The following is a 13,754-nucleotide window of genomic DNA, read 5'->3' on the forward strand; positions in this document are numbered from 1 at the left end:
ATGCCCCACAAGACCCAGATCTTCCAGGTGTCGACCCTGTACGGAGCGGCCACCCTCGCCGCGGCGCTCGACGCGGGACTGTTCGGGCCGCGCGACGAAGCCCGGCGCGTCCTGCTGGTGTCCAACAACGCCGCGATACCCGAGACCGCGCTGCGGCTCGACGAGATGCACGGCTACGAGCGGATATCAGGCCGCTTCGACTCGGTGATCAGCTGGAACGAGGCGATCCGCCCGCACCACCCGAGCGCCTGGGGCCCGCGCGGCAATGACGTGTCGCTGTGGCAGAAGGCGTTCCGCCTGGCCTGGGGCATCGGCGAGCGGGAGCCGGTCGAGCTGGCCGTCGAGTCGATCCAGGTCAACCCGGCCCGCGCGCTGGCGGCGATCTTCTCCGAGGCCGCCCTGCACGTGTACGCCGACGGCCTGATGAGCTACGGCCCGACCCGTGAGAAGCTGCCGCTGACCCTCGCGCGCCGCATCCGGCGGCTGCTCCACCTCGACCTGATCCCGGGTCTGACGCCGCTGCTGCTCTCCGAGTTCGGCGTGGCGCCCGAGGTCGTCCCGGACGCGGCGTTCCGCGCGGTGCTCGACGAGATCTCCCGGGACGCCGCCGACGACCCCCGGCTGGCGCCCGTGGTGGCCCAGCGCCCGACGGCGGTGCTGCTCGGGCAGTACCTCGCGGCCATCAACATCCTCAGTGCGCAGGAGGAGGAGGACCTCCACGTCCGCATGCTCACCGGAGCCGCGCGCGCCGGACACCGGTCCGTGGTCTTCAAGCCGCACCCGACGGCTCCCGCGGGCTACACGACGGCGCTGAGCAAGGCGGCGGCGGACGCGGGCGTCCGGCTCACCGTGCTGGACGCGCCCCTGCTGGCCGAGACGCTGTACCACCACTGCGCGCCCGAACTGGTCGTCGGCTGCTTCTCCACGGCGATGGTGACCGCCTCGGCCTACTACGACGTCCCCATCGCCCGGGTGGGGACCGCGCTGGTGACGGAGCGGCTCAAGCCGTACCCCAACAGCAACCGCGTGCCGCTGGCCGTCGTCGACCACCTGGTGCCCGACCTGGAGATCGGTCAGGCCCCGGCGCGGGTGGAGGCGGCCCCCGCGTCCCTGTCGCCGCTGGTGCGGGCGATCGGGTTCTGCATGCAGCCCAAGACGTACGCCGAGCTGCGCGAGCCGACGGAGGCCTGGCTGCGGGCCAACCTGGCGGGCGTCCCCGAGTACTACTTCCCGGAGCTGCGGCTGACCGAGCTGGGCCTGCCCGGCAGCCGCCCGCAGCTGCGCGCGAAGCTCCAGGTGCGACGGGCCCGGCGCGTGGTGCGCAGGGCGGTACGGCGCGGCGCCGGGAGGAAGTGACCCGGGCGCGGCCGCGGCCGACGGCAACGGAGCCCCTTTCCGCCGCATGGCAGAAGGGGGCTCCGGCGTTTCCCTCCGGGCTCAGCCCAGCCAGCGGCCCAGCCGCAGCCGCGTCCACAGCAGGGCGGCGGCGAAGGACAGCACCACCGTGGCCACCGTCAGCCCCGCGAGCGCGCCGACGGCACCCGGCCAGCCGGCGTCCGCCGACACCACGCGCGGGGCGAGAGCCTCCAGGAACAGCAGGTGGACCAGGTAGGCGCCGAAGGAGACCCCGGCCAGCCGGCCCAGCAGCGGACGGAACCGCTCCGGCACCCTGATCCGGTTGAGGGCCATCAGCAGGGTCCCCGCGAGGAGGGCCACGACGACGGAGCCGTACGGGCCGGGGAAGTGCACCCGGTGCTCGTACACGGCCACCGCACCCCAGGCGCACAGCCCGCCGGCCAGCCACAGCAGGCGCCTGCCCCGTCCGGCGACCGCGGCACCCGGCAGGGACAGCAGCAGGGCACCGGTGACCGCGTACACGATCTGGTAGACGCCGAACTGCCAGGCGAAGGGCGGGCGTTCGACGTCGAGGAGGCGTGCCAGGTCGCCGAGGAGGGTCGGGGCGAGCGCCAGCCCGAGCAGGACGGCGCCCGCGCCCCAGGGCCGTTTTCCGGCCCGGATCAGCAGGACGACCGAGAGCAGCAGGACGACCGGGACGTAGGCGTACAGGTACCAGAGGTGGAAGGCGGGGCGCACCGAGGCGAACAGCGCGTCCCGTGCGAGGTCCCGCGTGGGCTCGGAGTTGGCGTCCCGAGCCCAGTCCCACAGCAGGTAGCCGGCGGTCCACACGGCCATCGGCACGACGATACGGGTCAGCCGCCTGCGGACCTGCCCGCCGTCCCGGGGCGGGGCCCCGCTCAGCACGACCCAGCCGGCGATCGCGAAGAACAGCGGCACGGCGCACCGGCTCAGCGCGTCCCCGACGAGCGCGGTCCAGTACACGGGGCCGCCTCCCGAGGGGGTGCGGTCCACGGACTTCATGAGTTCACCCGCGGCGTGGCAGACGATGACCCCGACCGAGGCGAGGACCCGGACGAGGTCGATGTCGTGGCGGTGCTCGCCCCGGGGGCGCGGGGCCGCGGGGGCCCCTTCGGGTGCGGGGCCGCGCCGGGGCTCGGCGGCGGTCATGGGCTCGGCGGCGATGGGTGTTCACTCCCGGACAGGACGCGCGGGCCCGCCGGTTTCCGGCCGGGCCCGGGAGGGGTGGGGTGCCGGCGCCGCGCGCACTCCCGGTGGCGGCGCCGCGCGGCGCACATCGGTGCAGGCTACGAGGGTGCGGCGAGCACCGGGAACCTGTCCGGGATGAACATCGGCCACGCGCGCGTGACCTTCCGGTGAACGCCGGGTGCCGCCACCGCCGCGTCATCCGGCGTTCCGCAAGAGTTCCCCCGGTGGCCCGTTCGGACGGCTCGGTTTCCGTCCGGGGTCCTCCCTAGTCTGGCCCCGTCCACCCCACAGGCGTTCCACGTACCCACACGTTCACCTCCGTGACGGATTGAGGTCGTTGCCCATGAACAGCCGTTCCCTGCTCCGCAGTCCGGTCTCCCGGCGACTGCTGCGTCCCGTGGCGGACCTCATCGACCAGCGCGTCCAGCGTCAGGTCCGCTCGGCGGTACGGGAGGGGGTGCGGGAGGCGGTGCGCGAGTCCACCACCCACCGGCTCGCCTCGGAGCTGCTCCTCGGCTCCCACGGACGCGGCCTGTCCCGCGTGGTGGCCGAGGGCCCGCTCAAGCGCCTGCACGTCGAGGTCGCGGCCCTGTCCGGCGACCGCGACGCGGCGGAGCGCAACGTCGCCACCGCCTACCGGCTGCTCGTGGCGCTGGAGTCGCTGGGCGTGGGCCGGGTCGCGGGCGGCACCATGAACATCTGCGGCAAGCTCGGCACGATCCCGCTGCTCGGCCCGCCGAACGACGAGATCCTGGAGATAGGCACGCTGTACGGCATGTTCTCCACCGGCCTGATCCGGATGCTGGAGCGCGACGGCCGCAGCCCGCGCCTGACCATCGTCGACCCCTTCGCCGGCGTGCAGCTCCAGCCGGGCACCAACCCGCGCCCCGACCCGACGGGCACCCCGGTCGACGAACACGCGGTGCGCACCAACCTCGCCCTGGCCGGCCCGGCGGGCGCGGCGGCCCGCATCCGGCAGGGCTTCTCGGAGGACCCGGAGACCCGGGAGGCGGTCTCCGACCGGGCGTACGGCGTCATCGTCATCGACGGCGACCACTCGGCCAAGGGCGTCCGCCAGGACCTCCAGTGGGCCGAGGAGATCGCCGCGCCCGGCGCGATCGTCGTCCTCGACGACTACGGCGACCCCAACTGGAAGGGCATCAAGGAGGCCCTGGACGAGCACCTGAAGGAGGACACGCGCCTCACCTACCTGGGCAAGGCGGCCCACTCGGCGTACCTGCGGGCGGCCTGAGCCGGCGCGTCGGGGACGCGACCCGACGCGGGCACGCGCGATCCGACGCCCACATCGCGCGATCCGCCGCACGCAGGGGGCGCCCGGGACAGATCGCGCGCCCCTGGGCGACCCGGGCGACCTGGGCGTCTCGGTCGCGGAAGGCGCCGAGGCGAGCACGTTGGGCGATTCGTGCGATTTTCCTCACACCAGATCGCGCGCGCCGACCTCTTTTCGGCCGGCGAGGAGGCATCCTCCCTGCATGGCCACTGCGCAAGAGACGCACACGTACCCCGGCGACCTGAACGACGTCCCCGGCTGGTTCTGGCCGCTCGACCAGGTGCTGTTCTCCTGGTTCCTGGAGCGTCAGGAGCGGCGGGGCACCCGCGGCGACCTGCTCGAACTGGGCGCCTACCTGGGCAAGAGCGCGATCCTGCTGGGCCACCATCTGCGGGACGGCGAAACGCTCACGGTCTGCGACCTGTTCGAGACGGAGCCGCCGGACGCGGCCAACCGGGCGGAGGCGGCGCAGTCGTACTCCACGCTCACCCGGCGGGCCTTCGAGCGGAACTACCTCTCCTTCCACGACACCCTGCCCAGGATCGTCCAGGACGTCAGCTCCACGATCACCGACGAGGTCGGGCCCGGCACCTGCCGCTTCGCCCACATCGACGCCTCGCACCTGTACGAGCACGTCCACGGCGACATCGGCGCGGCCCGCCGACTGCTGCTGCCGGACGGCATCGTCGTCCTCGACGACTTCCGCAGCGAGCACACCCCGGGGGTCGCCGTCGCCGCCTGGGAGGCCGTGCTCAACCGAGGACTGCGTCCCGTCTGCCTGAGCAGCCAGAAGCTGTACGCCACCTGGGGCGATCCGGAACCCGTCCAGGAGGAGCTGCTCGCCGCGCTGCGTGGACGCGACGACGTCGCCGTGACCGTGGAGCAGGCCGCCGGGCACCGGCTGGTCCGGGCCCGCGCCAAGGGCAAGCGGATGCAGCCGCCCTCGCTGCCGGCCTCACGGCACCCGGCGCCCGATGCACCGGCACGGCGACCGGACACCCTGCCGGGCGAGGCGGCGCAGGCCCGTCCGTCGGTCCGCCCGGCGAAGCCCCGCACCCGCCGGCTCGCGCTGGACCTGCTGCCCCCGGTCGTCACCCGGGCGGTGCGCCGGTACCGGGCGGCGCGGCGCGCGAAGACGGGCGGGACGGCACGGAGGCCGTAGGCCGCCCCGAGTCCCGCGATGCACGACGACGGACCACGACCGGCCCTTCCTCGAAGGGCCGGTCGTGGTCCGTGCGGAGCTACGCGCTCGCCACCGACAGCTTCACCGCGAAGCCGAGGAACAGCGCGCCCGCCGCCGAGGTGGCCCCCGCCGACAGCCGCTTGCGGCGGCGGAAGGCCGCGGCCAGCCGGGTGCCGCTGAAGATCAGGGCGCTGAGGTACAGGAAGCTCGCGAGCTGGGCGAAGACGCCGAGGACGACGAAGGAGAGGGCGGGGTAGGCGTAGCCCGGGTCGACGAACTGCACGAAGAAGGCGACGAAGAACAGGATCGCCTTCGGGTTGACGAGACTGACGACCAGGGCACGGCGGAACGGCCGCTCGGCGTCGGCCGCGGACTCGGTGCCGGCGCCCTGCGGGGTCTGCTCCCGCCGCGTCCGCCACATCGCCCAGGCGGCCCGCATCATCCCGATCGCCAGCCACGTCAGGTATCCGGCGCCGATGTACTTCACGATCCCGAACAGCAGGGCGTTGGCCTGCAACAGGGAGGCGACCCCGGCGGCCGACAGGGTCATCAGCACCATGTCCCCGCACCAGACCCCGGCGGCGGCCGTGTACCCGGAGCGCACGCCGCGGCGGGCTGCCACGGACAGGACGTAGAGCGAGTTGGGGCCGGGGAGCAGGATGATCAGAGCGAGGCCCGCGAGATAGGTGGGGAGATCGATGACGCCGAACATGGAGGGAGTGTCGCACGGCGGTGCGACACTCCGCGCGGGTGTTCCAGACGTCGAGAAGGAGGCCGGGGGCGCCCGGGATCAGAAGGCGTCGGAGGGCACGTACGTCCCCCAGACCTCCCGCAGCGCGTTGCACACCTCGCCCACCGTCGCCCGCGCCCGCAACGCGTCCTTCATCGGGTACAGGACGTTGTCCTCGCCCTCGGCGGCCTTCTTCAGCGCCGCGAGCGCGGTGTCCACCGCCCGCTGGTCGCGTTCCGCGCGGAGCGCGGCGAGGCGGGCGGCCTGCTGGGCCTCGATGGCCGGGTCGACGCGGAGCGGCTCGTACGGCTCCTCCTCGTCGAGCTGGAAGCGGTTGACGCCGACCACGACCCGCTCGCCCGAGTCGGTCTCCTGGGCGATGCGGTAGGCGCTGCGCTCGATCTCGCTCTTCTGGAAGCCGTGCTCGATGGCGCTGACCGCGCCGCCGAGGTCCTCGACCTTGCGCATCAGGTCGAGCGCCGCCGCCTCGACGTCGTCGGTCATCTTCTCGACGACGTAGGACCCGGCGAACGGGTCGACGGTCGCCGTCACGTCCGTCTCGTAGGCGAGCACCTGCTGGGTGCGCAGGGCGAGGCGCGCGGACTTGTCGGTCGGCAGCGCGATGGCCTCGTCGAAGGAGTTGGTGTGCAGGGACTGCGTGCCGCCGAGCACCGCGCCGAGGCCCTGCACGGCGACGCGGACCAGGTTGACCTCGGGCTGCTGGGCGGTCAGCTGCACCCCCGCCGTCTGCGTGTGGAAGCGCAGCATCAGCGACTTGGGGTTCTTCGCGCCGAACTCCTCGCGCATCACCCGCGCCCAGATCCGGCGGGCCGCGCGGAACTTGGCGACCTCCTCCAGGATCGTCGTGCGGGCCACGAAGAAGAAGGACAGGCGCGGCGCGAAGTCGTCGACGTCCATGCCGGCCGCGACCGCGGTGCGCACGTACTCGACGCCGTCCGCGAGGGTGAAGGCGATCTCCTGCGCGGGCGAGGCCCCCGCCTCGGCCATGTGGTAGCCGGAGATGGAGATGGTGTTCCACTTCGGGATCTCGGCCCGGCAGTACTTGAAGATGTCCGCGATCAGCCGCAGGGAGGGCTTGGGCGGGAAGATGTACGTCCCGCGCGCGATGTACTCCTTCAGCACGTCGTTCTGGATGGTGCCGGTGAGCTTGTCGGCGCCGACCCCCTGCTCCTCGGCGACGAGTTGGTAGAGCAGGAGCAGCAGGGCGGCGGGGGCGTTGATCGTCATCGAGGTGGAGACCTGGTCCAGCGGGATCCCGCCGAACAGCACCCGCATGTCGTCGATCGAGTCGATCGCCACGCCCACCTTGCCGACCTCGCCGCTCGCGATCGGCGCGTCGGAGTCGTGGCCCATCTGGGTGGGCAGGTCGAAGGCGACCGACAGGCCCATGGTGCCGTTGGCGATGAGCTGCTTGTAGCGGGCGTTGGACTCCGTCGCCGTGCCGAAACCGGCGTACTGGCGCATCGTCCAGGGCCGGCCGGTGTACATCGACGGGTACACACCCCGGGTGAACGGGTACTGCCCCGGCTCACCGAGCTTCTCGGCCGGGTTCCAGTCCGCCTGGGTGTCGGGCCCGTAGACCGGTTCGATGGGCAGTCCGGACTCAGACTCGCGCGCCATGGTGTGATGCCTCCCGCTGAGCACATGTTCGAAGGTGCTCGAACTACCCGTCAGTTACTCGCCAGTACAGGCCGATCCCTCGACGGACTGTATCGGCGTGCGTGCACCCGGTGGAGAGCCACACGCTGGGACCTTGCTCACAGCCCTCCTACGGTCCCGGTCACAACGGTGCCGCCGCCGTTCGCGGCACGTGATTCGGGGGGAGCATCCCAGGGAACGTCCGGGCGAGGCGGTGAGACGACGGGGGGCGCGATGCGCGGGACGGGCAGGGGGAGCGCGGGGGGTGCCGGCCGGGCGGTCGCCGCGGCGCTGGGGGCCGTACTGGTGGCGGGCGGCTGCACCGTGCAGGGCACCGGCGCCGACGGCAAGGGGCGTTCACCGGTGCGCATCGACGTCACGGGCGCACCGTCCGAGGACGCGCCGGGGACCGGCGAACCGTCCGGTGCGCCGCCCGTCCGCACCGCGCCCCGGGTGCTGTGGACGCGCGGCGACACCGGCCGGGACGTACGCGAACTCCAGGCGCGGCTGCGTCAGGTGGAGTGGCTCGTGGACGGTCCGACCGGGACGTACGACGACCTGACCGAGCGCGCGGTGAGCGGCTTCCAGGGCAAGCGCGGGCTGCCCCGGACCGGGCGGACCGACGACGTCACCTGGCAGCGGCTGCTCAGGATGACGCGCGAGCCGGGCCGGTGGGAGCTGTACCTGATGGGCGGGCAGCCGGCCGCCGCGCCCGACCCGCGCTGTCTGACCGGCCGGGTCCTGTGCGTCAGCAAGTCGAGCCGGACACTGCGCTGGATGGTCGACGGACGGACCCTGTCGACGCTGCCGGTGCGCTTCGGCTCGCAGTACACACCGACCCGGGAGGGGGTGTTCCACGTCTACTGGAAGTCCCGCCACCATGTCTCGACGCTCTACGACTCGGCCATGCCGTACGCGATGTTCTTCAGCGGCGGCCAGGCCGTCCACTACTCCGAGGACTTCGCCGCCTACGGCTACGCCGGCGCCTCGCACGGCTGCGTCAACGTGCGGGACGAGGCGGCGATCGCGGACCTCTACGCCCAGGTGCGCGACGGCGACAAGGTCGTCGTGTACCGCTGAGGCGGGGCGGAACCGGAGGGGGATGGGGCGCGGACGGGACCGGGGGAACGTGTCCCGCCCGCGCCGAGGTGCACGAGCCGTAGGTACGGGGGGAACCCCGGCTCGGTGCGGAAGCCGATGACCAGTCGGCTCACTCATTACTGCGCCAGGGCGGCCGAAAGTGTCACACCCTCGGCGAGAAATGTTCGGCGCCTCTGTGAAAGCGCAGGTCAGGCCGGTTCCGCGAGAGTGAGCACGGCATGCGCCGGGAAGGCCGGCCGCTGCTGCGGCGAGGGCGCGAAGGCCGAGGGGGCGCGCGGGTCGTACCGGTGGCCGGCGGGCGGGAGCGGGCGGTGGCGGTCGTCGTCATCGTCCTTGCCGCCGCCCCTCCCTCCACCCTCGCCCTCTCGGGAATCCCCGGAGTCCTTGCCGCCCCTGTCACCCTTCGTGCTCTTGGTGCTCTTGGTGCTCTTGGTGCTCTTGCTTCCCTTGTGGCTCTTGCCGCTCTTTCCGTCCCTACCGCCCTTGCCGCCCTTGCCGTTCCGCGACGGGTCCTGCTCCCGGGTCATCTCCCGGGCCTGGCCGTTCTCCTTGGCGTCCCTCGCGCCGTCGCGGTCCTGGGCGCTCGTGCCGGCCTGGGCCAGGAGGCTCCGGCAGTACAGGACGACGCGCGACGCGCCCCCGGCCGCCTCCTTCAGCGCGCGCCCGCGCGCACCCTCCAGATGCTCGCCGGCCCTCACCTCACGGCAGACCGCGGTCAGGTCCGGTCGCCCGTCGCCGACCCCCGCCGCCGCCCGCTCGTCGGAGCCGGCGTCGCGGTCCCCGGCCCTGCCGCCGCCCTCGGCGCCGTCCCGGCCGGGCCCGGCGCCGCCCTGCACCCCGTCCAACGGTGAGGGCGAGGCGGGCGGGCCGTCGGAGGACGTGGCGGCCGACACGGTCGCGGCGGGGTCGGGTCCGGAGCCCTCGAAGGGCGTCGTCAGAACTCCGGTTCCGGCCGCCACTGCCACCCCGCCGACCATGCCCACGGTCAGCGCGGCGGCCAGACCGAGGCGCAGCGGGCGGTTCCACCGGGCGCGCCCGGCACCGTTCCCGCGAGGACCGATGCGGACCAGCCCGGCATCGGAGGGCGCCGCCGAGGTGTCCCGCCCCGGGCGGGCCGGCGTCCCCTCCGGCACGTCGGCCCGCTCGGCGCGCGCCGTGCGGAAGGCGGCCAGCGCGGCGGCCTCGCCGGGGAGTTCACCGCTGGTCGGCGCGGGTGGGGCGGCCAGTGCGCGGAGGGCCTCGGCGAGTCGTGCGGCCCGGTCGCGGACCGCGGGATCGACAGCCTCCGGTGACTCTCCGCGCAGCAGGATCTCCGCCGTCGCGCGGTCCAGCCACCTGTCCTGCTCGTCGGCCATCACATGTCCTTCTGCGTCCGCGCACGCGTATGCGTCACACTCGCGGACGTCACCGCGTGGCCGCGCGGTTCTCGCTGGGGCGGCAGCGCGTCGAGCCCGCCGCCCGATTCCGGATCGCCGCCGAGAAGTTCGGCCAGGCGCCGCAGACCGCGGTGCGCGGCCGTGCGGACGGCGCCCGGCCGCTTGCCCAGCGTCTCGGCGGCGCTCTTGGCGTCGAGGCCCACCACCACGCGCAGCACCACGGCCTCGGCCTGGTCCTGGGGCAGCCGGGCGATGAGGGAGAGGGTGCTGTCGGTGGCCAGGGCCTCGATGGCCTCGCCGGCGGTGTCGGACTCGGCGGGCCTGCCGGTCAGTTCCGTCTCGTCGCCGCCGACCGCGGGCCGGCGTCCGCGCATCCGGATGTGGTCCAGCGCGCGGTTGCGGGCGATGCGGGCGGCCCAGCCGCGGAACCGGTCGGCGTCGCCGTCGAACCGTTCCAGGTCGCGGGCGATCTGGAGCCAGGCCTCGGAGGCCACGTCCTCGGCGTCCGGATCGCCGACCAGCGTCCGCACGTACCCCAGCAGGCGCGGTTGCACCGCGCGGTACACGGTCCGGAACGCGGTCTCGTCCCCGCCCTGTGCCGCACGCACCGCGGCGGTCAGCTCCGCGTCGTCCCCCAGCACCGAGCCTCTCTTTGCGCCTCAGCCGGCGCCGCTCTCGCGGACCGGGTACTCGCCGTCGTGGTTCCTCAAGGAGTGTGGTCGCGGTGGCCCACCGCTGGTCGGGTGCGGGAGACAGTCCCCCGCTCATCGGCGCGAATGGCACGTTACGTCTAGAAACCGTTCCTCGTCCATGTCCTCCTCGCCTTGCCGTACAAGATGCAACTAAGCCGTGACGCGAGAAGGTGTGACAGAAAACGCAGTCGCGGCGCTGTAGGAAGTACGGGCCGCCGCGCGGCCCGTGCCGCGCGACGGCCGGGGCCTCTCCTGTGGGGGGTGGCGGCCCCGGCCGTTGCCTTGGCCGCCGTGCCCGCCGCCCGCGCGGGGGCCGGGGACTGCCGGGCGGGTCCTAGTCGCCGGCGCCCGCCGCCCGGTCCGCCCGCCGTGTCCTCCCGTCGGCCCCGGTCCCCTCGCCACCACCGTCGGTCTTGCCCTGCGCCCGCCCCGGCCCGGTGGCGGTGCCCGTCCGGCCCGGCGCGGTCGGGCCGGACGCGGCGCTCGGCGTGGTCTGCCGGGCGCCCCGGCCGGCGCAGTGGGCCGCGCCGCCCTCCTCACCGTCCGCGACCCCGGCGAGCCGCTGCTGGACCTCGGTGTCCGGCGCCTTGCCGCGTTCCCGCGGCCGCTGGTGGGCACGGCAGCCCGCCCCGGTGTCCGGGGTGGTGGCCCCGGGGCCGGGCGGCGCGGGGGCACGGGGTGCGGTGGAGGTGGGCAGCGGCACGACGGGGAGCGGGTCGGCGGTGCGCCGCTCCGCGGTGCCCTCCGGGCCGGCGGTGGGGCGGACGCGGTCCGGCCCGGAGGCGCCCGGCAGGAAACCGTTCCCGCCGATGGCCGCGTAGGCGACGCCTCCCAGGGTGAGGCTCGCCAGCAGCACCGAGAGCACGGCCCTCGACGAACGCCGTGCGCGGCACCGCTCCCGGGGACGCCAGTCGTCCCGCCGACGGGTGCGCGGGGCCCGCTCCGGCCGGGCGTCGAGGGCCGCCCGGAAGGCGGCCACGGCGCGCCGCTCGCCCTCGGCTCCGACGCGCTCGTCCCGCAGGGCGGCGGCGAGCACCCCCTCCGTTGCCGGGGTGGCGGGCGCGGCGGTCCGGGGGACGGTGCGGCCGGCGCCGCCGTCGCCGTGCCGTGCGTCCATGTCCGCCCCCGTTCCCGCCCGGTCCGCCGGGCCGCCGCCGTGGGCGCCCGTCATGTCGACTCCCCCAGCGCCCTGGGCGCCTCGTCCGTCACACCGCCGGTTCCGAGTTGCCGGGCCAGCCGCTTCAGCCCCCGGTACGTCGCGGTCCGCACCGCGCCCGGACGCTTGCCGAGCACCCGGGCGGCGGACGGCCCGTCGAGGCCGACGACGACCCGCAGGAGCACGGCCTCGGCCTGGTCGCGCGGCAGCCCGGAGACCAGCGCCAGGGCGGCCTCCGTGGACAGCGTCTCCAGCGCCTGGTCGGGTGTGGAGTGCGGGCCTGGCAGGTCCAGTACGTCCTGTTCCAGCGCGCTCGGCCGGGGGCGCACCTTCTGGCGCCGCAGGTGGTCCAGCGCCCGGTGCCGGGCGATCGTCGCCGTCCAGCCCCGGAAGCCCGCCCCGTCGCCCCGGAAGCGCCGCAGGTCGCGGGCTATCTCCAGCCAGGCGTCCGAGGCGACGTCCTCGGCGTCGTCGCCGACGAGTCCGCGCAGGTAGCCCAGCAGGCCGGGCTGCACGATCCGGTAGGCGACCGCGAAGGCGGCCTCGTCACCCTCCTGGGCCCGCGCGACGGCCGCGCCCAGTTCCCCGTCGTACGCCTGAACGCGGCGGGCTTCCCCTCGCTGGCCCAAGAACCGTCCTCGTCCGTACCGAGTCCTCCGCGTGCTCGGGTGAGCCCGCCCCCACCGTCATCAGCGTGGGCGCGCACGGAAGTGTCACAGGAAACGCGCCGGGACCGGCACGCGGTCTGGCCGTTCCCCTCGCCCCGCCGGTCCGGGGGACGGGACGTCGGATCGGCGCGGGCCCGTCGCCCCGGTCAGCCGTCCGCCGTCGCGTCCCGGCACAGCAGCCGCAGCGAACCGTCGCCGGCGAAGCAGCGGCGGGCCTCGTCGATCGGGTCCCACAGGCGGCCGTCGGGGGTGCGGACCCAGTGGTCCCCGCCCGCGGCCCACCACTCGCCGCCGCTCCGGCGCACGATCACCTCGCCCGCGTAGGCGCCGAGTCCGCGCAGTGCAGTCTCCACGGCGGCGTACGGCGGTCCCTCGCGCCGGATGCCGTCTATCACCCGGTCCACGCGCCACAGGCTCTGCGCCGAGTAGTCCAGGCGGAGCCGGGCGCCCTCGCGCATCGTGGCCACCGCGTCCGCCGCCCACCGCACCGGCTTGGCGGCGGCCGACGGCCGGTTCTCCTGCTGGGTCGTCAATCCGCTGGTCACAGTAGTCACATCGGCTAGAGCGCCGCCGGGCGGCGTTTCGTCACACACGTCCGCCGCCCGTTCCGCAACCGGCGCAGGACCGCCCCAGGTCCGTCACGTCCGTCGCACCGCCGCCGCACCTTCCCCGCACGACGGCCACAGGCCGCCGGAGGGTCAGCCCCGGCCGCGGGCCCGGCGGGAGACCACCGCGCGCAGCACCCGGCGGCCCTCCGTGGAGACCTCCACGGCCCGGCGCAGCCCGGCGGGGCCGTGACCGGCGAGCACCTCAAGGACGATGATCTGGCGGCGCAGTTCGGCGGCGACGAGCGGTGAGAGGCCCTCCGTACGGTCCTGCGCAAGGCCGCCCGCGGAGTTCTCCCGGCCGAGGCCGCCGCCGGGGTCCGCGACGGGGTCGAGGAGCCGGTGGACGCGGAGCGAGGCGACCGAACAGGCGTCGGCCCACACCCGTATCCGCGCGCCGGAGCACGTGTCCGGTACGGCGGCCAGCATCCGGCGGACCAGCAGCACCGCCTCGTCCTCACCGGAGGCGTCGGGGCCGGCGAGCCGCTCGCGCACCCGTGCCAGCCCCTGGGCCCAGCCGTCCCCGCCGTCGGCGTCGTCGGCGTCGTCGGCGTCCTGCCCGGTCTCGGCGAGGGCCGCCCACAGCGGTCTCAGGACCTCGTCGTCGCCGTCCAACAAGGGAACGCAACGATCCAAACAAGCCAGTCCGCTTCCGGCGAGTCCGCGTGCGTCGGCCCGCGTGATCAGTTCCACCAGGCTCATCCGGTGCCTCCCTGTCGCTCCTACTC

13 protein-coding genes are annotated in these 13,754 nt (G+C 74.5%); 4 read left to right on the forward strand and 9 right to left on the reverse strand.

Translation table 11 applies throughout. The features are described 5' to 3' along the window. A complete protein-coding gene (locus ACZ6EG_RS13820) occupies positions 1-1,356 on the forward strand; it encodes a polysialyltransferase family glycosyltransferase (RefSeq protein ID WP_391969837.1) in 1,356 nt (451 codons plus the stop codon). 81 nt (positions 1,357-1,437) lie between these two features. Here the strand turns inward: ACZ6EG_RS13820 and ACZ6EG_RS13825 are convergent, their stop codons facing one another. Next, positions 1,438-2,526, reverse strand: a complete 1,089-nt coding sequence (locus tag ACZ6EG_RS13825) for an acyltransferase (RefSeq protein ID WP_469604403.1) — start codon at positions 2,524-2,526, stop codon at positions 1,438-1,440. A gap of 382 nt (positions 2,527-2,908) precedes the next feature. Here ACZ6EG_RS13825 and ACZ6EG_RS13830 point away from each other — a divergent pair, with 382 nt between their 5' ends. Together ACZ6EG_RS13830 and ACZ6EG_RS13835 are read left to right on the forward strand one after the other, a co-directional pair. Further along, positions 2,909-3,817 (forward strand): class I SAM-dependent methyltransferase, encoded by a 909-nt coding sequence (locus tag ACZ6EG_RS13830; protein ID WP_469604406.1) that lies wholly within the window; start codon positions 2,909-2,911, stop codon positions 3,815-3,817. Between the two features lie 241 nt (positions 3,818-4,058). After that, positions 4,059-5,018, forward strand: a complete 960-nt coding sequence (locus tag ACZ6EG_RS13835; protein WP_391969840.1) for a class I SAM-dependent methyltransferase — start codon at positions 4,059-4,061, stop codon at positions 5,016-5,018. A gap of 79 nt (positions 5,019-5,097) precedes the next feature. Here the strand turns inward: ACZ6EG_RS13835 and leuE are convergent, their stop codons facing one another. Both leuE and ACZ6EG_RS13845 read right to left on the reverse strand, forming a co-directional pair. Then, positions 5,098-5,751 (reverse strand): leucine efflux protein LeuE, encoded by a 654-nt coding sequence (leuE, locus tag ACZ6EG_RS13840; protein ID WP_391969841.1) that lies wholly within the window; start codon positions 5,749-5,751, stop codon positions 5,098-5,100. Positions 5,752-5,829: 78 nt separating this feature from the next. Then, positions 5,830-7,410: an acyl-CoA mutase large subunit family protein gene (locus tag ACZ6EG_RS13845; RefSeq protein ID WP_391969842.1), complete on the reverse strand. Its 1,581-nt coding sequence runs from the start codon at positions 7,408-7,410 to the stop codon at positions 5,830-5,832. A 252-nt stretch (positions 7,411-7,662) separates the two neighbouring features. Between ACZ6EG_RS13845 and ACZ6EG_RS13850 the strand changes: the two genes are divergently transcribed. After that, positions 7,663-8,508 (forward strand): L,D-transpeptidase family protein, encoded by an 846-nt coding sequence (locus ACZ6EG_RS13850; RefSeq protein WP_391969843.1) that lies wholly within the window; start codon positions 7,663-7,665, stop codon positions 8,506-8,508. A 209-nt stretch (positions 8,509-8,717) separates the two neighbouring features. Here ACZ6EG_RS13850 and ACZ6EG_RS13855 read toward each other — a convergent pair whose 3' ends face one another. The 6 genes from ACZ6EG_RS13855 to ACZ6EG_RS13880 all read right to left on the reverse strand — a co-directional run bounded on the left by ACZ6EG_RS13855 (position 8,718) and on the right by ACZ6EG_RS13880 (position 13,728). Further along, positions 8,718-9,884 carry a hypothetical protein gene (locus tag ACZ6EG_RS13855; protein ID WP_469604411.1) on the reverse strand — a complete coding sequence of 389 codons (1,167 nt, stop codon included), beginning with the start codon at positions 9,882-9,884 and terminating at the stop codon, positions 8,718-8,720. Then, positions 9,884-10,546, reverse strand: a complete 663-nt coding sequence (locus ACZ6EG_RS13860) for an RNA polymerase sigma factor (protein WP_383641179.1) — start codon at positions 10,544-10,546, stop codon at positions 9,884-9,886. The genes ACZ6EG_RS13855 and ACZ6EG_RS13860 overlap by 1 nt, the downstream gene beginning before the upstream one ends. Before the next feature lie 385 nt (positions 10,547-10,931). Beyond that, positions 10,932-11,768, reverse strand: a complete 837-nt coding sequence (locus tag ACZ6EG_RS13865) for a hypothetical protein (protein ID WP_469604414.1) — start codon at positions 11,766-11,768, stop codon at positions 10,932-10,934. Beyond that, the gene (locus ACZ6EG_RS13870; protein WP_391969846.1) at positions 11,765-12,382 is read right to left on the reverse strand and encodes an RNA polymerase sigma factor; all 618 of its coding nucleotides are present in this window, start codon (positions 12,380-12,382) and stop codon (positions 11,765-11,767) included. The genes ACZ6EG_RS13865 and ACZ6EG_RS13870 overlap by 4 nt, the downstream gene beginning before the upstream one ends. Before the next feature lie 185 nt (positions 12,383-12,567). Then, entirely contained in the window at positions 12,568-12,954 is a 387-nt protein-coding gene (locus ACZ6EG_RS13875; RefSeq protein WP_356602963.1) for a hypothetical protein, read from the reverse strand. Positions 12,955-13,119: 165 nt separating this feature from the next. After that, complete coding sequence (locus ACZ6EG_RS13880) at positions 13,120-13,728, reverse strand: hypothetical protein (RefSeq protein WP_469604417.1); 609 nt, start codon at positions 13,726-13,728, stop codon at positions 13,120-13,122. Positions 13,729-13,754: the final 26 nt, after the last annotated feature.

This window comes from Streptomyces sp. NPDC041968 (genome assembly GCF_055589025.1).